The organism is Verrucomicrobium spinosum DSM 4136 = JCM 18804 (genome assembly GCF_000172155.1).
Classification (GTDB): domain Bacteria; phylum Verrucomicrobiota; class Verrucomicrobiia; order Verrucomicrobiales; family Verrucomicrobiaceae; genus Verrucomicrobium; species Verrucomicrobium spinosum.
Genome location: NZ_ABIZ01000001.1, coordinates 7,603,316 through 7,623,701, shown reverse-complemented (window position 1 = coordinate 7,623,701; position 20,386 = coordinate 7,603,316). Strand labels below are relative to the sequence as shown.

Genomic DNA, 20,386 nt, shown 5'->3' with positions numbered 1-20,386 from the left:
GTTGATTCCGCTCACTCGCACGGTGAAGGGTGCCGGGGGCGCAGGCAGCGCCCCCTTTTTTTAACCTGAATGGGGAAGGGCAACGAATCTCGATGAGGCCCCGGTCTCGGGGACGTATCGATCTCCATCAAGCGAGGATGGGCTTCACTACTTTCGCACCTTCCACACCGGTAAGACGGGCATCCAGACCCTGGAACTTGTGACTCAAACGATTATGGTCGATTCCCAGACGATCCAGCATGGTGGCATGAAGGTCATAGATGCTGACAGGATCCTTGGTGATGTTGTAACAGAATTCGTCTGTCTCGCCCATGGTCATGCCGGGCTTGATGCCGCCGCCGGCGAGAAAAACCGTGAAGCATCTGGGGTGATGGTCGCGGCCATAGTTGCTCTCGGTAAGTGTCCCCTGAGAATAGATGGTGCGCCCGAATTCACCGCCCCAGACGATGAGGGTATCTTCCAGCAGGCCCCGCTGTTTGAGGTCTTTGATCAACGCCGCCGTGGGCTGGTCCGTGTCGTGACACTGCCCTTGGATGGCTTTGGGCAGGTTAAAATGTTGATCCCAGCCCATATGGAAGAGCTGCACGAATCGCACGTCTCTTTCCGCCAGGCGCCTCGCGAGCAGGCAGTTTGCAGCATAGCTGCCTGGGCGCTTCACATCCGGGCCGTACATGTCCAGGATATGCTGCGGTTCATCCTTCATGTCGGTGAGGTCCGGCACGCTCGTCTGCATGCGGAAGGCCATCTCGTATTGGGCGATGCGAGTCTGGATCTCCGGGTCACCCACCAACCGCAGTCTGTCCTCGTTGAGCGCGTTCAACACATCCAGGGAACGTCGTCTCATTGAGGGGGACATGCCGCCCGGGTTGGACAGATAGAGAACGGGGTCACCGCTGTTGCGGAAACGCACGCCCTGGTGCTCGGAAGGGAGGAATCCGCTCCCCCAGAGGCGGCTGGCCAGAGGCTGGCAGTCTTTGCGCCCGCTGCCGAAGGAGGTGAGCACGACAAAAGCGGGGAGGTCCTTGTTCTCACTGCCCAGACCATAGCTGAGCCATGAACCCATGCTGGGATAGCCCGCAATCTGGCGGCCGGTCTGGAAGAAGGTGATGGCCGGGTCGTGATTGATGGCCTCCGTATGCATGGACTTGATGAAGCACAAATCATCCGCGATCTGGGAGACGTGCGGCATCAGTTCGCTGATGGTGGCCCGGCTTTCCCCATGCTCTGCAAATTTGAAGACGCTGGGTGCCACTGGCAGAGACTTCTGTCCCGAGGTCATGCCGGTGAGACGCTGCCCCTTGCGGACGCTGTCGGGCAGATCCTTTCCGAAGTAGGCAGCCATGGATGGCTTGTGATCGAAGAGATCCATCTGGGACGGGGCGCCAGACTGGAACAAATAGATCACACGTCGCGCCTTCACTGGCAGGTGGGGCCAGCCCGACAGTCCGGTGGCGGTGCCGCCAGCCGCAAAGGCATCTGGGGTGATTAGACTGCCCAGAGCCGCGAAACCGAGTGTGCGGGCGCTGCCGCCCAGGAACGTGCGGCGGTTCAAGGCATCAACATAGGACAGGGACGGTGAAATCATGGCGCGCAAAAAAAATGATGGTTGGGGCCGGGGCCCATTACTCACGGGTGATTATTTCATCGAGGTTGAGCAGGACGTTGGCCGCGAGGGTGCAGGCGGCCAGTTCGGATGGGTTGAGCGCCGGGGGGAGTGGCGCCTGCCCATGGCTCAGGAGCTTTTTCGCCTCCTCAGGCTCACTCTGGAAGCTGGCCAGGTCCGCCTTCCACGCTGCGACCAGCATTTTGAGCTCCTGCGGCTGTGGGGGGCGTTGTGTCACATGGCGGAATGCCCAAGAAAGGCGGGCTTCTGGCGTGTTTCCGCCTTCCTGCATCATGCGTTGGGCGAGCACGCGCGCCGCCTCCACGAAGGTTACCTCATTGAGCAGCGCGAGCGCCTGGAGCGGGGTGTTCGTGGAGCTGCGACGCACGGTGCAGACCTCACGGGAAGGGGCATCGAAAAGCAGCAGCGTGGGCGGTGCGGCGGTGCGCTTCCAGATGGTGTAAACCGTACGGCGGTAGAGCCCCTGTTTCAGATCCGCCTTGTAGTTCCGCAGGTCTCCATAAACGCTGGTTTCGTCCCAGACGTTGGCGGGCATGTAGGGACGCACGCTAGGGCCTCCCACCATCGGGTTGAGGAGGCCGCTCAGGACCAGGGCCTGGTCACGCAGGGCCTCTCCAGCCAGGCGCAGTCGCGGGGCCCGGCCGAGGAGACGGTTTTGCGGGTCTTGCGCCAGCAAGGCTGCCGGCACTTCGTTGGGCCGGGAGGTCTGGCGATAGGTGGCGCTCATGACCATGAGCTTCTGCATGGCCTTCATGTCCCAGCCTCTGCGGATGAACTCTGTGGACAGCCAGTCCAGAAGCTCGGGATGGCTCGGAGGGTCGCATTGCACGCCCAAGTTATCACTGGACATCACCAGGCCCAGGCCGAAGAAGCGCTCCCATTGCCGGTTCACCCAGACTCGCGCGGTAAGTGGATGCCCGGGGGAGGTGAGCCAGCGGGCGAATGCCAGACGGTTGCGGGGTGCGCCCTCAGGCAGCGGGGGGAGAACGGCGGGTGTCCCCGGAGTCACCACTTCACCCGGGGTGCTGTATTGCCCACGAAGCAACAGATGCGCAGGCTTGGGCTTTTCTGCCTCCTGCATGATCATCACGGTGGGGAGGCTGGCGATGTACTTGTCCCTGGCCTGGGTGGCTTTTTTGATCTCTGCATCCAGAGCCTTGAGGGCATTCGCATCTTCTTTGGTGGCGGAGGCTGTCTCTGCGGTGGGTTTGCCGCTGGCGGCTGCGGCCTTCTGAGCTGCCGCGAGCGCCTTCTTCTTCTCTGCCATCTCCTTCAACGTTGCTTCCAGCCGGTTGCGTTCCTGCTTTTGCGTATCGCTTGAAAGGTCCAGCAACGGCTTCTGGTTGCCAGGAGGGCCGCTCACGATGCCCACCTCGTCCACACTGCTGAAGAATGCGAACATCTCGAAGAATTCCTTCTGTGTGATGGGATCGAACTTGTGGTCATGGCAGCGGGCGCAGCCCATGGTCAGACCCAGCCATGTCGCGGAGGTGGTGTCCACCCGGTCAATGACGTTCTCAATGCGCCACTCTTCGGCAATGGCCCCCCCTTCCGCATTGATACGATGGTTGCGATTGAACCCTGTGGCGATGAGTTGGTCACGGGTGGGGTCTGGCAGCAGGTCCCCGGCCAGTTGCTCAACGGTGAACTGGTCAAACGGCTTGTTGTCGTTGAATGCACGGATCACCCAGTCCCGCCAGGGCCACATGGTGCGGGAGCTGTCTTTTTCAAATCCATGACTGTCACCGTAGCGGGCATAGTCCAGCCACATCCGCGCCATGTTCTCCCCGTACGCCGGAGAGGCCAGATAGTGGTCCACCGCAGCTTCGTAAACGGCGTTGCCCCGGCCGGCCTGCATGGCCTCGGCAAAGGCCTCCACCTCGGCGCTCTTGGGCGGGAGGCCGGTCAGGTCCAGAGACAGCCTCCGGAGCAACGTACGTGGATCTGCCTGAGGTTGCAGGGAGGCTCCCTCTTTGTTCAATCGGGTCTGTACAAAGGCATCAATCGCATTGCCCTCCACTCCGTTAGGGAGCTTCAGCGGCGGCACGGCGGGGGACTGGGGGGGGAGGAAGGCCCAATGTCCTTCGTATTCCGCCCCTTCTGCCACCCAGCGGCGCAGGAGTTCCTTCTGGGAACTGGACAGCTTCTTGTGTGAGTCAGGCGGGGGCATCAAATCATCCGCATCACCTGTGAGGATTCGCTCAATGATGCTGCTGGCCTCCGGTTTTCCCGGGACAAGGGCTCCAAACTTGATGGCAGCCTCGCGATCATCGAGCCGTAAGTCTGCTTTGCGATGGTTGGAGTCTGGTCCATGGCAGGCATAGCAGTACTCCGTGAGGAGCGGTTGAATGTCCCGGTTGAAGCTGAGCTTCCCGGTGGAGGCCTGGAGTGTTCCGAAGGCGCCTAGGAGACTGATCGCAACGGAGGCTGACAATTTGATGTTCATTTATAGAGGCAGCACGGTGGGTTTTAAGGTCCTGGCCAGCCACGCCGCCGAGGAGGCAAAGTGCGCGGCGTGCGCGTGGGCGTTCTTAATGACAAATGTCTCAGGCTGCCCGCCTGTTACGGAAAATCTCCACTTTAAGACGGAGAATGACACACCGCGTGGCGGCCTGCTTGTCATGGAAACTGGAAAGGAGAGCCGCGCAATGTGGCGGTTGCCCGTTGCCCTGCGCTTGACCTCACCAGAGGCTGTCCAAGATCGCCGCCAGTATTCACGTCTCATTCCTCGTTTCGTTGTCTGCCTCGGGCCTGCATGAAGACGTTATCGATCTACAATCTCACGCAGTGATTCATGCTGATGCGGTCCAAGTGGTGTTTCTGTTTTAAACGTGACAACCCATAGCAGGCCGTGCGGCATGCGGCTTCGCCGTTCATCGCTGCCGCTTGCGCGACATGGTGCTGCCCCTGGAAACCTTCGGCGAGGGGCAAATCGATGTCTTCATTCACCCTGCCTCTGGCGCACGAACTGGGGTTGATGCGCGACTCGTCTGGATCATTGGTTTTGTGATTGCAATGGGCTGGCTTTGGATTGCGATCTTAAAGGGGTCCATGTACCTCGTTGAGGATTGAAGTTTGAGTGCAATGAGCGGCCTCCAATGGAGGGGGCAGGTATTGAGGCCAGCCGGAACGATGGTGTAACCCGTGGAACTGGACTTGAGAAGGGGTTGGTTGACTGCTTGGGGCCCCATCTATAAGAGGATGCCTGCATGCAGAGTTGTCTTTTCTAAGTTTGCGAATTCCCCCCTTCCTCTTTCCATGAGACTCATGCAGCAGGCGCCACAGGGGCTGGATGATGAAGCCTTCAGCCGGGACTGCTTGCCCTCCAATTCCCCAAGATCAGGTGGGCCGCGCTTAACTGAGTGCCTGCCGAAGCTGTGAAGTGCAGGGAGTGCTGTGACTATGCTGACCGATCCGTGTCAATCCGGCCTGTTTGTGCCAAAAATATGTGTGCGGGCTTATTGAGGTCAATTGCCGTGTCTCTAATATGACGATGTGATTTCTCGCGCAGCGAGCGAAGCGCTGAGGCAAGAATGACCTGGTACCGCACATTTATTACTTCATGATCGAGCACCTGCCGTTGCTAGCCGGGATGAAACGCAGCCATTTCCCACCGCGGGTAGCGTTGGTTCATTGGAAAATGCGCCAAATCGGGTCGTTGCTCAAGGCGTTTACTCAACAGACTGTCAGGATGACATGTCCGGGCTTCTTCTGTGCTTTTGCTTTTGCGGCCAGCGACGTGGTGGCTGCTGACACTCCGGCGGATCGTCTCAACGTGCTCTTCATCTTGGTTGACGACCTCAACGACCAGATCGGTTGGCTCGGCGGCGCGGGCATCACCCCGAACATGGACCGGCTTGCCCAACGTGGTACGCTGTTCGCAAATGCCCACGCTCAGGCACCGTGGTGTTCGCCCTCGCGGACGAGCTTTCTCACGGGCAAACGTCCATCGACCACCGGTATCTACGCTCTCACCCCTTGGTTTCGGAATGTGCCTGCGCTTCGCGAGCTCGTCACGCTGCCACAGCATTTTGCGGCGCACGGTTACGAAACTTTTGGGATAGGCAAGGTGTATCATGAAGGGTGCCCGCCTGCCAATCAGCCAACGCCGGAATTTAGCGTCATGGGTTATCAAGGCAATTGGCGGAAACCGCAGCCCTCGAAGCCTTTCGTCAATACTCCTGGTATGCGTCAGGATTTTGGACAGTTTCCTGATCGGGACGATCAAACTGACGATTTCAAAGTTGCCAGTTCCGCGATTGAGTGTCTTGGCAGGCCTCACACCAAGCCCTTTTTCATCGCGGTAGGTCTGCGCCGCCCCCATTACCCGCTCTACGCGCCGCAGCAGTGGTTCTCGCTCTATGATCCTCAGAATGTCTGGCTTCCGGAGGTGCCGGCGACGGACCGTGACGACCTGCCCCGTTTCGCCAGAGCGCTGAGGCTTGGCAATACCGAGCCCACTCTGGGGCCGATAGTCAATGCAGGCCTGTGGCGTTCTCACAATCACGCTTATCTCGCGTGCGTGAGTTTCGTTGACAATCAGATCGGACGTATTCTGGACGCCTTGGAGCAGTCAGGGGAAGCACATAGAACTGTCATTGTCCTCGCGAGTGATCACGGTTTTCATCTGGGGGAGAAAGAGCTCTTTGCCAAGAGGACTCTCTGGGAGCGTGCGACACATGTGCCTCTCATATTCGCAGGGCCGGGAGTAGGCCGAGGTACGTCTAAGCGCCCAGTTGAACTTCTGGATATCTATCCGACTCTGACGGAGATATGCGGCCTGCCGACGCCGCCTGGGTTGGAGGGAGAGTCTCTGGGCGCACTGCTTAGAGATCCTTCTGCAGCCCGCACGCGACCTGCGATCACCGGACAGATGCAGGGGAGCTTTGCTGTGCGAACGGAGGACTGGCGTTACATTCGCTATGCCGATGGTTCGGAAGAACTGTATGATCACCGTGAGGACCCGCAAGAGTTCCTCAATCTTGCTGCCGACCAGAGATGGACCTCCGTGAAAACTGAACTTGGGAGCTGGATCCCCAAGCATCCTGCCGATCCGGTGCCTGGCTCTGAGAAGACGGCCGGCGGTTATCTTGAGTACAGGAACGGTGCAGCGTTTCTGAACGGCAGGACTGTCGATCTTGGGCCATAGTCTCGAAACCTCCCGCGTGGGTCAGATGCTGAAGCGCACGGCTTCCCCGCTGCATTGCACAGCCCTGTCGCCAGGCGCGGAGCTCGACGGAATGGTCGCCGAGAGTCGGTATCAGGTCGAAGTTGAGGCATCGGGTGCAACTGGGGAAGGGGTGTTTGACCCTACGTGGGCTCTCGAGATCTTGGAGCAGGCAATGAGCGAGCTGCGGGCGGAGGAGAATGATCCGGCCCGGTTCGACCTCATGGCGCAGACGTTGACCGGGGTGGGGGACTGGGAAGCGCTGATGATCGCCACCGGTCTGAGTGAGGGGAGTTTGAAGGTGGCGATCCATCGTTTTCGCGAACGTCTCCGATCCCTTGTTGCAGAGACACAGTCGATGATGGACGGGAAGTGGATGCGGAGCTCAAGCATTTGGTGAATTGCCTGAGGATGTGAATTTTTTGAGTAACCATCAGTGGGGATTCCACAAGGACGGTGGGAGAAACTCAAAACATCCATGAACTTTACGACTTGTCCTGAATGTGGTGCGGCTTTCAACAAGGCTGGCTCCACCCTGTGCCCCGCATGTTTGTTCAGCCTGGGGGCGGTGACGCAGGTCTTGCGGCCGGTTCAGGCGGGGCTCCTGCAGTTGCCCTGCGAGATGGGAGGCTATCATCTGGTCAAAAAACTGGGGGCTGGTGGTATGGGGGTGATTTACCTGGCTGACCAGGTGGCAACGGGGCGGAGGGTGGCTCTAAAGGTGCTGAGCCAGAGCATCGGGAGCGACAAGGAGCGTGAGCGCTTCTTGCGGGAGGGGAGGCTGGCAGCCACCATTGACCATCCCAACAGTGTGTATGTGTATGTGTATGGGTATGGGTACGGGTACGAGGAAATGGATGACGTTCCCGTCATCGTCATGGAAGCAGCCGGTGGCGGAACACTGCATGACGAACTGAAGAGACGGGGGACTTTCCCGGTGATGGAGGCGGTGGATGCCATTCTTGAGGTCATAGGCGGCCTGGTGGCAGCATTGGAGAAGGGTGTGCTTCACAGGGACATGGAGCCGTCGAACTGCTTCGTCACCCAGGCGGGAAAAGTGATGGTGGGCGACTATGGCCTCTCCATTTCCAAAGCGCTTCTGGCGGAAGGTGAAGGGGATCTCACTCGCAGTGGCATGATCATGGGCACGCCGGCGTTCTCCCCGCCTGAACGGCTGCGTGGGCAAAAGCTCGACCACCTGGCTGACATCTATTCCACCGGGGCCGCTTTATACTATTCAGCTTCTTTCTTTGATCATGTCGCCCACAGCGTCTGCCATAAGGCTGACGCAATGCTTCCAGAGGTTTGTGCAAAAGTTCCTATGGAGCTGTTCGAGCAGTCTGCCATGCGCCCCCTCCCCAAGGAATTGTCTGCCATCGCGATAAGCATGTAACCGTGTGACGGAAAATTGCATGCTTATGGATGCAGTTCGCCGGTGGTCCCCACAGGTGCGCTCTCCCATGTACAGCTCAAAAAGGTCTTCGGTGAATGTTGCGGTCGACACGAGTTGCCTCACCCATCCAAAGACGTCTTCGCCCGTCACAGTCAAATCAACAAGAGATCGATATGAAGGTGCCGTGGCGAGCTTCCAGTTTGAGAAGGCGCGATGTGACCAAGACGGCAGGAACTGCCTGCCACCTGCCTTAACCCGCCCCCAATCCTGTCCACTATGAACCCACTTCTCCGCAACTCAAACGCACGCTCTGGTGGATTCTCTCTTGTGGAGACATCCATTGCCGTGGGGATCGCTGCCACGGTCCTCATGACACTCGTAGCCCTGATCCCCGTGTCGCTGGATACGCTGCGGGATGCTGCCAACACCACGGCATCCGCACGCATCGTTCAGTCTATCTCTGCGGACTATCGTATGCGGAACTGGGAGGAAGTGGTGAAACAGCAGGCGGACAAGTCGGGCACTGATTTCTACTTTGATGGGCAGGGCACCCGGGTGAAAAGTGGTGACTCCTCGGCGATTTTCACTGCCCGGGTAAAGGTGGAAAATGCCCCCCCCCTACCTGGTGCGCCTGAATGCAAGAGCCTGAAGTCAGTGGAGATCAAGCTGACGACGAGTGCGGATAAGGAAAGCGCCTTCGCGAATCCCGCGAGGCACGTCCGCACCCAAACGTTGGTTGCCCAGACCGACAGGACTCCCACGGCCGCCGTTGTCGCGTCCAAATAACTGAAATGGAGAGTGAACATCATCTGCCGTGACTGCTTCCCATTCCCGTCGAAAGTTCGAGGCGTTTACCCTCATTGAACTGCTGGTTTCTGTCGCCGTGCTTACGGTGCTCCTGCTCCTGCTGACCCGAGTGTTGTCAGACACACAGACAACATGGGCCCGCGCTCATGCGCGCACGGAGGAGTTCAGGGAAGCGAGGGCAGTGTTCGAAGCCATCTCCGCGAGACTCTCACAGGCCACGCTCAATTCCTACTGGGGTTATAAACTCGACGCAAAGAACAGCCCCACGCGCTACCTGCGTCAGTCTGAGTTGCACTTTGTGAGCGGGCCTGCGCCTGTTTTACTGGGGGCCGACGTGCCCGCCTGCGGGCATGCAGTATTCTTCCAGGCTCCACTAGGAGAGAACCTTGAGGCCGGAGGTCTTCCGTCTTCCCTTGGGAATCCTGATGGCCTGAAGAACCTGCTCAACGCGTGGGGGTGGTACGTGAGCTATGAGAGCGACTTGCCGCAGCGTCCGCCATTTCTCGGAGACAGTGGCGCATCCCGAGCGCAAGCGGTTTCGTCTCAAGGAGTTTCGTGAGCCGACAGAAAAACTCTCCCTCTACCAGATGGTCACCCCTAAGGGAGGCACACCTCAGTCAGCCAAGCTGCCTTGGATCGAGGCGCAGACCAGCCAGACTGAGCTTTACCAGTGGTTTCGGGCCGACCTCGCGGAGAGTTCTCAACCGCTGGCCGAGAACATTCTGGCAGTCATTGTCCAGCCGGTGTGGCCACTGCAATCCGCAGACACAGGAGCGGACTCCAGCCCTGCGCCAAAGTACATCTATGATACTCGCCGGCACCAGTGGCCCGACACTACAGTCCTTGTCGAGAAAAGCAGGCATCAACTGCCCCCGGTTCTGAGGCTGACTTTGATTGCTCTGGATGAGAAGGACTGGTCAAATCTCAACGAACCAGCGTGGGATGCGTTGGCCGGGAAACTGCAAGATCTGGTGAACAAGACACTCTTTGCCAATGCTGCCGACTATGAAGAGGATGTGAAAAAGCTTGTGGGAGCGCTTGTTGAGCGAAAGCTGGGCTTCCGAATCTTCTCCACCGCGGTGCAAATTCCCGCAGCAAAACTCGAGTCCAAACATGAAAGCTGATTTTCAGCATCGCCCTGTCAGCCGGGATGCCTTCACCTTGATATCCGACTGCGTCCGTGGATGCTGTGGACCCAACTCCACCGTTGTTCGCCTTCAAGCCTGAAGGCGGCACAACCTTGCCGCGAGCCAGCGCCGGCCAATGGTGTATAACCCTGGCGCTGGCAGCAGATGAGGAACGCACCAACAAGTTTCTGCCCGCAAACTTCCGCACCCTTGTCCTCAATCCCCACACTGGATCAGCGGTGATGTATTGAAGGACAAGGGTGCGTATGGCGTTCCCATTGGGTGCTCGCTCATATAAAACTCCGTCCTCAAGCAGGGCAGGGGCAGAAGGAGGAAGGGTATGTTGCCGGGTAACGTCATCAATGGAGCGAGTCTTGGAGCATCTGGCCCATCGACTGGATGCCCCAAGGTGAGTCAACGTGATGACTCTCAGACAAAGACGTCACTTACGACGGTGCCCTTGTCACCTACGGTGAAGGGACGTCCGCTTGGCGAGAAGGCCCTTTCATGGACCGGAAGTCCCATCCCGGCACCAATGGTAGCCAGGAAGTCCTGCGGTGTGACAGCTTTCTCGGCGACTTCACGACCGTCTTTGTCGGATGAGCCATAGACATAACCTCCCTTGACGCCTCCACCGGCAAGCATGGTGGAAAACACCTTTGGGTAGTGGTCCCGCCCCTCGCTCTCATTGATGTCTGGGGTGCGGCCGAACTCGGTGGTGATGACCACCATTGTCGATTCAAGCAACCCGGTCTTGTGAAGATCCGACAAGAGTGCCGCGACGGCCCGGTCCATGGCTTTCCCGACCCCCTCCATGCCTTCGTCCACATCTGCGTGCTGGTCCCAACCGCCAATGTTGACTTCCACGAACCTGACCCCGTTTTGCACCAGGCGGCGCGCCAGCAGACAGCTCCTGCCAACGCCTGTTCCGTACAGTTCCTGAGTGGCCGCGCTCTCCTTTGAGACATCGAACGCCTCAAGATCCTTGCTGGAGAGCAGCTTCATGGTCTCGTCATAAAACTGGGTGTAGGCTTGAACCTCCGTGGTGCGGAATTTCTCGCGAAAACCGGCGTCAAAGGTGTCCATGATCTCAAGTCGCTTCTTGACAACGTCAGCAGAAGCCGCTGCCCGGGAGTTCTGGAGACCCGTGCTGACGTCGGGGATGGGAAGCGGAGCGTAGGCTGGGGGGAAGAAGCCGGCATTGGTGGTGGCAAGTCCAATGGCGACGCTTGAAGGCAGACTTTCATGAGATCTCCCTTTGAAGTGTTGAGCCCATGGACCCAAGGTGGGGTGCACGATGGTGCCGCGCTGGTCATACCCGGTGTGCATGAGATATCGACCAGGCACATGCGCACCCGTCTTCGACGTCATGGAGCGGATAATGGTGATCTTTTCTGCTTGTTCGGCGATGCCGGTCATATAACCACCAAGCTGAATGCCTGAGGCCTTGGTGCGGATGGGATCTTTGAACCCTTTGGTGGCGCCAGTTTTTGGGTCAAAGGTGTCGATGTGGCTCATGCCTCCCGTTAGGAAGAGGCAAATCACAGATTTGGCCTTGCCACCTTTGCCTGCAGGTGCCGGGGCAGCAGCTCCAAATGAAGGCGTGTCAAAAGCGGAAATCATGCTGACGCCGAGCGCAGATTTGGCCGCCCGCTCAATGAAGGCGCGTCGTGTGGGCGAGTCGAGATTCAGGAATGGGTTTCTCATCGGAATGAAAAAAAGAGGAGGTTTCTATTTGAGAGAAGGGGCACCGGGCGAGCCGGTGTTGGTTGCTCGAACGGTCGGGTTCTGCACCTATTGGATGAAGTAGAACTCCCTGGTGTTGACCAGGCCCCAGATCATGTTGGCGTATGCGGACTCCGGACCGTCAGACAACAATCTTTTTGCCATCTCTTTTTCCCGCAAGGTTGGGCGTCGGTTGAGTACACTCAGAAAGAGCGTCTCCACCTTGTCCGTAGGGCTGGCGGCTTTTGCGATGGCGCGCAGCACGAGAGAATCCTTGTTCGTGAGCATTTCCTGGGGTGCCCCATTCATCATCAGAAGCACTTGCGGCAAAGTCCCTTCCAGAGAATTGTCGTCCAGAACCAGACGGTCAGACTGGCCGAAAGCCCGGAGGAAATGCCCTGCTGGCGCTGGTTGGGGTAGTTCGGAAGCCCGCATCAAGGTCAGGCCTTTGTATCTGATGGCCTTCCCCTCGCCAGCCATTTCATTGTCGCCAGCTTCTTGTAGGCCGCCCTTGCCAATCGTCATGGCATTCACCTTCTGGGTGGCGTGGAGGTAGGCATTGACTTTGAGAAGCACCGTCGTCACATCCACGGTGTTCAAGTTCATATCAATAGTGCGCCCATACAGGTCTTGCAGTTTGTTCTGGGCCGCATCGGGATTGCCGGTCAGCAAGGTGATGAAAGAATCCCAGGCTTGCTCAGCTTCCATGCGACGCAGGACCGGGCCCTGGAAGTAATAGGGTTCACCCATCGGTGCGTCCGTGGTGCTTGCCTCACGCTGATAGGTCATCGAGTTGTAGATGATGCGCTGGAAGTCTTTCAGGTTGAACTTAACTCGAACCATCTCGCTGGCGATATGGTGCAAGAGTTCCGGATTGTAGGAGTCCTCAGGATGGTCTAGATTGTGGATTGAAGGCGTGAGCGCCTTGCCCATCGCGCGCTTCCACATGCGATTGGCTATGGTCATGGCGAAACGTGGGTTGGCAGGGTCGGTCATCCAGTTCGCGAAAGTGTTGCGTAGCTGCGATGGGGGTGTCTCGACGCTGCTGACCGGGGGCTTTTGCAAGATGCTGTTTTTTTGAGTCGTGCCCCATGAGATGAATTTGGGGGACACGGCCTCCCCTGGGGCGCCATCCTTGTACTTGTAGTCAAAGGGTAGTTTGATGCGGTTCGAGTCCCGATTTTTTACCGCATATTGATTCGCCTCCAGGATGATTTTCAGGGGCTGGCCGTACTTCGCGGGATCACCTCCGCGGGTTTTTATGACCTCCCCGGCCTGCTTCATGAGACGTTTTTTGGGATTACTGCCGCTTACATAGTCCGGCTTGGTCAACATGGTCGTAGTGGCCCCGAAGAACGCGGCCATCTCGTAGAACTCGCGCTGGGTCCATGTGGCAAAAGGGTGATCGTGGCATTGGGCGCAGGAAACGTCCGTGCCTAGAAAGGCTGACAAGGTATTGGCAAGATTGTCCAGTGGCATGCCTGCATCGCGAATCAGGAAGCCCGTTGCGCCATTGTCCCACAGCTTGCCTTCGGCCGTCATCATTGCATACACCAACTTGTCCCAGGGTGTGTTCGCTTTCATCTCCTCGCGCAACCACGCTCGGTACGGCGTTCCCCGGAGGGCTCTGTTAAAGTAGTCGTTGACGCGAAGCATGTCGGCAAAATAGTTGAACATCGTGCTGGCGTAACCTTCGCTGTCCAACAACTGGTCAATGAGTTTGGCCCGCTTGTCTGGAGCAGTGCTGCTGAGGAAATTCACCGTTTCCTCATAACTTGGAATTCTACCGGCGGCATCCAGGTAGATACGGCGGACAAACTGTTCGTCCGTGGTCATGGGATTCGCCTTCAATGGGGTCCGAGTGCTCCCCGGCTGATTCTGCCCGTTGTCTTTTCCGGCTTCAGCCGCCAGTTTGAGATTCGCCCGCTGAATGCCAGCGGCGACCAGTTGGTCGATTTTCGCAGCTGCTTGGGAGACGGAGGCGTTGGTGGGCACAGAGAGCAGGGCTGCCGCATCCTTGGCGGGAGGCAGCGTCCGGGCTTCCTGCTGGTCGGATGCGGAGAGCATGGCCAGCGGAATCGCGTGCACGATGCCGTCCACCCGCTGAAGGTACACTGATTCTCCATCGAGCTTCACAAACCTGGCTTCCAGTTTGCGATTCTTTGTGTCTGTCCAGACTCGAGTGTCGCTCGCATGTCCGGACAGGGTTCCCGCCAAGATGACGCTGAGCGCCATATAATATAATTTCATGCTTTGAGGTGGTGTTAAAATGGAATTTGATCTGCGCGTGGCCGTGAAAGGGGTGGCACTAGTCGAACGAAGTTACAGGATTATACTTAGATGATATGATTTGGCAGATTGCGTCATTTATTGAAGGATTGCGACGCCCGCGCATGAGGGCGCACTGCATGGTTCAAGAACTTGCCCTGTGAATGTCTTTAAAAATGATATCATGCAGGAGAGATCTTGGATGATGATTGAGCCATGTTGTTTTGAGAAAGACGCAATACGCCAAATGGTTTGGCGCAATACGACCTATTGTTGATCGAGGGGTGTCGTCTCCCGGCGGATTTTGGACGAAATGCCGGGCCTCTCTTTACCAGCGTCCTGCTTTCGAAGCTGACTTGGTTCGCAAGGTGCGAGCGTTGCGGGTGTCCCACCTCTGGAGTAATGGCGGCACCCCGGGACGCAGGAGATTGTTCGCATGAGTTGCCGGTCGCTTTTAGCAACCCGTAGCTATAGGCAAAAAATGCGGAACAGCAGATTTCTTGTTACCAAAGTGAGCGCTCCATGCATTCATACCGTCATTACAAGGCGACCTGCCAGCGCGGCTGTTCAGCAACAAGAGCTCTGTAAGACCCGATGCCGTTTCATATTTTTCCGGTCCGGTCTCCCATCCGAAAACTTTCCGCATTATGCAAGTGTACAAACCAAAGAACCAGGGGTTTCTGTGCGTCGCTTTCCTGGTGTTTTTACACGCGAGCTTTTTTGGCCGCATAGCCTGGTCCGCAGATACTCCGGAGGGCAGCATAGACGCCGGCACCGCCGAGGCGATCACCTTATCGTTCAACAATGGCATGCAGGCGTTCTCTCGCCAGGACTGGAGTGGAGCCATTCAACATCTCGAGCAGGCGATTTCCACACTTGAATCCTATCCCGACAAGAAGGCCATTTTGGAGCCTCGCAAACGGTTTGCCCCGGTCTTCTTCACCTTGGGGGCGGCCGCCTTCAATCTTCCTGACTATCCAAAGAGCATCAAAGCCTTTGAGACGTTCCTCACGGACTGGCCCACCCACGAAAAGTCATTTGATGCGAGGCTTGCTCTGGCCAGGGCCTGTTTTCGAAACAAGGACTATGAAAAGGCTTTGGGCCTCTTCGCGGAACTGGAGCGGTTTCCGTCCATTCGCGATCAAGCGCTCGCCATCCAGATCGAGTGCTACAAAGAGACGGGGAAGAAGGTCGAAATGACGGCGGCGCTTCAAAAGCTCATAGCCGGCGGTATCAACAGCACGGTGCAGGCCAGCGGTGCCTTGCAGCTGGCGGAAGTGAAGGCTGAGGCCGGTGAGGAAGACCAGGTCACGACGTTGATCGACCAGCTGATCGCCAAGAGGCATCTCGTCGAGAACGTCGTGGCCCTGAACGCCCTGATTGTGAAGCTGGGTGACTCCCTGGCTGACAAAGACCAATATGAAAAGGCTTCGAAGGTGTATCTGAATGTGATGCCGCCGGACCAGGTGAAGTCGTTTCAAAAGGCCCGTATTGAATTCTTGGAACGGAGGATTGCTGCAAACGTTGGTGCTGCCCAGAGGAATCCCGCCCAAGCTCTCACTTACCAAGGGCAGAACGCAGATTTCCAATGGGTGCTGGACCAGGCCAAGGCCTTGTTGGCCGAGTTTGAGAAGCTCCCTGACTACATGCCCTCCTTGATGTTGCGCAATGCCCGTTGCTGGTACGGCCGGGAAAAGAAATGGGAGTCAGTGCTGGTGAACAACCGTCTCATGGCCCTGTATCCGGAAGCGAAAACGGAAGTGGAGGCGGCGATGTTCAGCAACGTGGTCGCGCTGGCTGATCTTCTCCAGGTCAAGACTTGTCAAAAGGCGTGCCAGGAGTACCTGCAAGCCTTTCCCAAGGGGGCCAATGCAGGAACCGTGGCCTACATCCAGGGAGCGGTGGCCATGCAGGCAGGGGAGTTGCGGGAGGCGGCCAATCTCTTTGGCGTCCTCGTTGAAAATCAGCCCAATGGGACATTTACCGAGCAGATGTACATGATGCAGGGTTCGGCCTACTTCAGCTTGGGGGAGCTGGCGGAGGCCCTGCGGGTGTACAAACGCTATATTGCCAAGTTTCCTAAAGGAGCCTCTTTCGAGGAGGCCCAGTACCGGGCGGCGATCATTCCGGTGTTTATGGGCAAGTTTGAAGAGGGCTGGAAGCTTGTCGAGGCCTTCATCAAGGCGCATCCGCGCAGCCAGTATGTGGAGGATGCGAAATACCGTCTCATGATTTGCAAGTATGCCGCCAACCTCTTTGATGAGGTGCTGGCCGACGTGGCAAAATGGGAGAAGGATCATCCGGGTGGGATGATGGAGCCTGAGGTGCTCTGCCTTAAAGGCGACTGCCTTTCCGCCCAGTTGCAAACGGAGGCTGCTGCTGAGGCCTATGAAAAGGCCGTCAAGACTGCCTGGACAGACGAAGTGCTCAACTATGCACAGAATGAGGCTAGCAAGCTCTTGCAAAAACTAGGCAGGACGGATCGGCTTTCAAAGATGTGGGAAGACTTCATCGAGCAGAAACCTGATCACCAAAATGTCGTCGTCGGCATCTATTGGATCAGCAAGGCCAAGAGCAAGGATGGCAAAGTTGATGAGGCCAAGCAGATCATTGTCTCCCAGCTGAAGCGCAGCCTGAACGAGTCCAAAAATGAGAGCGTGGAAATGCTGCTTCAACAGCTCTCCCAGCTCTGCTGGAAACGGCCCCGGCCCAAGGTTACGACAAACAACCATGATGCCGCGACCCCGGTGGCGCAGGACGGCAAAGAGCCCCCCGCAGGTGACCAGCCCGCGCCACCTGCGGAGCCGCCCCCTCCCCCGCCGTGGGATGCCGTGGCCGAGTTCGAGAAAGTCATCGAGCCTCTTGACGTAGCGGCCAATGCCTGCGGACGAGCCCGGCTCAGCTATGGACGGGCTGAGTTGCTCAAGCTTCTGAAGCGCAATGAAGAGGCCGACACACTGATGAGAGAGATCGCGGTGCTCAAACCCGGGCAGCTCAGTCCGCAGCTCATTGCCCTGGCAGGCGAGTACCTGCAGCAAAGGCAGATGTTCACTGAGGCTGCCGTGTTCTACCAGTATCTCAAAGAAAACTATCTCAAGAGCGCGTGGCTGGATTACGCCTACACGGGGCTGGGCGATCTGGCGCTGGCAAAAGGGGATGCCAAACAGGCACTCGAACTCTACACACTGGCCGCCGATGAATATGCCGGAGGCAAGATGAAGGACAGCACGATGGGCAAGGCGATGGCCCTCATGGAGCTTGGCAAATACCCTGAAGCAAAGAAGCTGTTTGAGACGATTGCCGGCACCAAAGAGTGGCGGGGTGAATCCACCGCCCAGGCGATGTTCTGTCTTGGCGAAGTTGAACGGCGGCAGTCCCGCTATCCTGAGGCGGTGGCCCACTACCAGCGCGTCTTTGTCGCCTATCAAAAATACCTGCCCTGGGTGGCAAAGTCCTATCTCAAAGCGGCGGACTGCTTTGACAAGCTGGGCAAACGCAAAGAGGCCATCGGGCACCTCCAGGAAATGATGCGCAATGAAAAACTGGGCCCGCTGCCTGAGGCAGAGCAGGGGCGCAAACTTCTCCAGCAGTGGGGGGCCACGTCATGAGACCTACAATCATTTTTATTGCCGGGGCATGGATGATCTGCACGATGCAGAGTCTGCGAGCCGACTCCGTCGTATTGAACAACGGCCAGACTTTAAACGCAGTCGCCTTTCGCCGCACTGCCGATGGTCTGGTAGTCTCGACAGAGGTTCCGGGGCCGGGGGGCAAGCCAATGTACGCCGATCAAACGGTGCCCCTGAAAGAGATCTCACGCGTGGAGTGCACGCCTCCTGCAGCGCTCAAAAGTGTTGCGGGCCTCCTCTCCCAGGGCAACACGTCTGCGGCCCTGGCAACCCTTGAGCCAGCTGTGTCGGCGGTGGATCCCCTTGGGGATCTGCCAGGCAGTCCGTGGCCAGAGCTGGCGATGGTGTATGCCCAGTCCCTGCTCGCGGCGGGAAACGATGCCCAGGCATCGGTAGTCATCGGCAAGCTGTCCAAACCCATCGACACCCAGGCGGCTGCCAGTGCCCTGCAGGCGCTCCGAACCGCTCGCAGGGGCGACTACGAGAAGGTCGGTGCCCTGGCCTCCCCGGTGATCACACCGCGAGGAAATCCCGCAGTGGTGGCAACCGCCTCAATCGCCCAGGGGCTTGCCCTTCTGGCCCAGAAGAAATATCAAGAGTCTCTCCTGTGCTTTCTGGAGCAGCCTGTATTTGCTCCCGATGCCACCGCATTGTCGGCCATGGCTCAGCGGGGAGCGGCCGAGTGCTACTTTGGCATGGAGGATTTCGACCGTGCCATAGGCACCCTGGAGGGGTTGCTCAAGACGCAGCCCTCCGGTCCAGAGGCCAAAGCCGCCCAAACCCTGCTGGAGAAATACCGGCACCGCAAGCAAGTCGTCGAGCACTCCAAAAAATAGACCCCGCCATTCCTCACCCATCCTAACCCGTGCGTTCTATGAAATCCTACTCCATCCTCCTGGCCGTCTTCCTCGTTGCGGGAACGTCAGTATTCGCCGCTGAAGCCCCGAAAAGCCCCGACGCCAAGTCGGAAGCGCCAGTCGTTCACAACAAGACCCTTTGGGAGCAGATCAAAGAAGGGGGCTGGGTCATGGTGCCCATCGGGGTGTGCTCTGTGCTCACACTCTATCTTATGGGAGACGGTTTCCTGCGCGTCACCAACCCCAAGAAGCTGCTGCCGTCCGAAGAGATCGAGGCGGTGAAAAGCCTCTATCGGCAGGGCAAATACAATGATGCCTATCAGTTCTGCAAGTCACGTGCCTCGGCGTTCGCCAACGTGACCCGTGTTGCGACAAGCCAGCTCGGGGAGGGTAAATCTGCGACAGAAGAGGGAGTGATCGCAGAGATCATGAAGGAGAATTCCCGCATGCAGACCTTCATCAGCTATCTGTCTGTGATCGGGGTTTGCACCCCTATGATCGGGCTGGTGGGTACGGTGACGGGCATGATGGGGGCTTTTGCCACGCTGGGCACCTCCGGCATCGGCGACCCTTCTCAGCTTTCGGCCCACATCGGTGAGGTGCTGGTGGCCACAGCCTCTGGCTTGTTTGTCGCCATTCCGGCGTTCACAGCCTACTACTGGCTGCGGAACCGGGCGGCCAGAGTGCTGCATGATCTCCAGGACACCGTGTCCCAGTTGATGCGCAAAATGCCCTATGACAAACTGGCCGGGGCTCACATTGGCGATGAGGAAATCGTGGCCGCGGATCCTGAGTGGTGGGTTGAATCTGAGCCTGTCGAGGCCTGATGATGCGTCCGACCTAGTTGATCGAAATCACAACCCAGTTACTCCAGTACCGATATGGCAGGCGGAGGTGGCGGCGGAGAGGGCGAGCCGGAATTTCAAATCGCCCCGATGATTGACGTGCTGCTGGTATTGCTCATCTTTTTCATGAGCATCACCAGCGCCCAGGTGTTGAAGGTGGACAAAGGCATCACCCTGCCTGTGGCCACTCATGGCATCAAGAAAGACAATGCCCGCTCGGAGGGGGTCATCAATGTACGGTGGGAGGCCGCCAAAAAGAAAGCGGTCTATACCTACAACGAAAAGCCCTACACCGACCTCACCAAGCTCAGCGCTGATCTGGCCGTGGCAAAAAAGGCGGCTGACCAGACGGGGTCCAAAGGCAAGAACCCCGAATACCGCGTGGTCATTCGGGGGGACCGGGAGGGCAATGCCCGGAGCGTTTCGCTTGCGATGAACGCCGCTGCAGAGGCTGGCATCAGTGACATCTCATTTTCCACCACCAACAAGGAATGAAGGCATACAATCCCAACTCCCACGGCGATGGCAACCTCGGGTTCCAGATTGCCCCCATGATTGACGTGGTCTTTGTCATCATGCTTTTCTTCATGGTGATGGCGGGTGCGGTCAAGGTGGAGCGTGAGCTCAACCAGCGACTGCCCGGCACGGTGGACTCCAGCAAAAGCGTGGAGTTCACGGACGAAGTGGTCATCAACATAGCCGAGAATGGTGAAGTGCTGCTCAACGATGAACCCATGGACGCCAAGGGGGGGCATCAGATGCCGCGCCTGACCGGAGCCCTGATGAGGCTGAAGCAAAGCGCTGACGCTGCCAAGTCCCCCACGTTGGTGACGGTGTTGAGCGAGCCGGAGGCAAAGTACGCCCGCACTGTGGATGTGCTGGATGCCCTGGCTGCAGCGGAAATAACCAACGTTACCTTCACTGTCGCCGAGGAGGAAGAATAA

17 protein-coding genes are annotated in these 20,386 nt (G+C 58.0%); 13 read left to right on the top strand and 4 right to left on the bottom strand.

The window, feature by feature from the left end; translation table 11 throughout:
• Positions 1-127: 127 nt before the first annotated feature.
• Together VSP_RS30795 and VSP_RS30790 are read right to left on the bottom strand one after the other, a co-directional pair.
• Complete coding sequence (locus tag VSP_RS30795) at positions 128-1,585, bottom strand: DUF1501 domain-containing protein (protein WP_009965585.1); 1,458 nt, start codon at positions 1,583-1,585, stop codon at positions 128-130.
• Positions 1,586-1,622: 37 nt separating this feature from the next.
• Positions 1,623-4,070: a PSD1 and planctomycete cytochrome C domain-containing protein gene (locus tag VSP_RS30790; RefSeq protein ID WP_009965584.1), complete on the bottom strand. Its 2,448-nt coding sequence runs from the start codon at positions 4,068-4,070 to the stop codon at positions 1,623-1,625.
• Between the two features lie 449 nt (positions 4,071-4,519).
• Between VSP_RS30790 and VSP_RS42805 the strand changes: the two genes are divergently transcribed.
• The 8 genes from VSP_RS42805 to vccD all read left to right on the top strand — a co-directional run bounded on the left by VSP_RS42805 (position 4,520) and on the right by vccD (position 10,369).
• On the top strand, positions 4,520-4,696 hold the full coding sequence (locus tag VSP_RS42805) for a hypothetical protein (RefSeq protein WP_009965582.1): 177 nt from the start codon (positions 4,520-4,522) through the stop codon (positions 4,694-4,696).
• Between the two features lie 490 nt (positions 4,697-5,186).
• Positions 5,187-6,773 carry a sulfatase gene (locus tag VSP_RS38210; RefSeq protein WP_081452827.1) on the top strand — a complete coding sequence of 529 codons (1,587 nt, stop codon included), beginning with the start codon at positions 5,187-5,189 and terminating at the stop codon, positions 6,771-6,773.
• A complete protein-coding gene (locus tag VSP_RS38205) occupies positions 6,763-7,191 on the top strand; it encodes a hypothetical protein (RefSeq protein WP_044133721.1) in 429 nt (142 codons plus the stop codon). The genes VSP_RS38210 and VSP_RS38205 overlap by 11 nt, the downstream gene beginning before the upstream one ends.
• Positions 7,192-7,269: 78 nt before the next feature.
• A complete protein-coding gene (locus VSP_RS30770) occupies positions 7,270-8,184 on the top strand; it encodes a serine/threonine-protein kinase (protein WP_009965579.1) in 915 nt (304 codons plus the stop codon).
• A 276-nt stretch (positions 8,185-8,460) separates the two neighbouring features.
• Positions 8,461-8,970, top strand: coding sequence for a Verru_Chthon cassette protein B (gene vccB / locus VSP_RS30765; protein WP_009965577.1), 510 nt, complete (start codon positions 8,461-8,463; stop codon positions 8,968-8,970).
• Positions 8,971-8,998: 28 nt separating this feature from the next.
• Positions 8,999-9,550, top strand: coding sequence for a prepilin-type N-terminal cleavage/methylation domain-containing protein (locus VSP_RS43550; RefSeq protein ID WP_009965576.1), 552 nt, complete (start codon positions 8,999-9,001; stop codon positions 9,548-9,550).
• Between the two features lie 28 nt (positions 9,551-9,578).
• A complete protein-coding gene (locus tag VSP_RS43545) occupies positions 9,579-10,115 on the top strand; it encodes a hypothetical protein (protein WP_232289528.1) in 537 nt (178 codons plus the stop codon).
• Positions 10,116-10,171: 56 nt separating this feature from the next.
• A complete protein-coding gene (gene vccD, locus VSP_RS38200; RefSeq protein ID WP_009965574.1) occupies positions 10,172-10,369 on the top strand; it encodes a Verru_Chthon cassette protein D in 198 nt (65 codons plus the stop codon).
• Between the two features lie 178 nt (positions 10,370-10,547).
• On the opposite strand, the gene VSP_RS30745 is transcribed toward vccD, so the two are convergent.
• Positions 10,548-11,825, bottom strand: coding sequence for a DUF1501 domain-containing protein (locus VSP_RS30745; RefSeq protein WP_009965573.1), 1,278 nt, complete (start codon positions 11,823-11,825; stop codon positions 10,548-10,550).
• 87 nt (positions 11,826-11,912) lie between these two features.
• Entirely contained in the window at positions 11,913-14,093 is a 2,181-nt protein-coding gene (locus VSP_RS38195) for a DUF1549 domain-containing protein (RefSeq protein WP_157211152.1), read from the bottom strand.
• A gap of 665 nt (positions 14,094-14,758) precedes the next feature.
• Here VSP_RS38195 and VSP_RS30735 point away from each other — a divergent pair.
• From VSP_RS30735 to VSP_RS30715, 5 genes are read left to right on the top strand one after another with little or no spacing between them, the layout of a single operon-like run.
• Positions 14,759-17,719: a tetratricopeptide repeat protein gene (locus VSP_RS30735; protein ID WP_009965570.1), complete on the top strand. Its 2,961-nt coding sequence runs from the start codon at positions 14,759-14,761 to the stop codon at positions 17,717-17,719.
• Positions 17,716-18,576 (top strand): tetratricopeptide repeat protein, encoded by an 861-nt coding sequence (locus tag VSP_RS30730; RefSeq protein ID WP_156346300.1) that lies wholly within the window; start codon positions 17,716-17,718, stop codon positions 18,574-18,576. Before VSP_RS30735 ends, VSP_RS30730 begins: the two co-directional genes overlap by 4 nt.
• A gap of 38 nt (positions 18,577-18,614) precedes the next feature.
• The gene (locus tag VSP_RS40305; protein ID WP_009965568.1) at positions 18,615-19,424 is read left to right on the top strand and encodes a MotA/TolQ/ExbB proton channel family protein; all 810 of its coding nucleotides are present in this window, start codon (positions 18,615-18,617) and stop codon (positions 19,422-19,424) included.
• A gap of 54 nt (positions 19,425-19,478) precedes the next feature.
• Positions 19,479-19,937, top strand: coding sequence for an ExbD/TolR family protein (locus tag VSP_RS30720; protein WP_009965567.1), 459 nt, complete (start codon positions 19,479-19,481; stop codon positions 19,935-19,937).
• Complete coding sequence (locus VSP_RS30715) at positions 19,934-20,386, top strand: ExbD/TolR family protein (RefSeq protein WP_009965566.1); 453 nt, start codon at positions 19,934-19,936, stop codon at positions 20,384-20,386. Before VSP_RS30720 ends, VSP_RS30715 begins: the two co-directional genes overlap by 4 nt.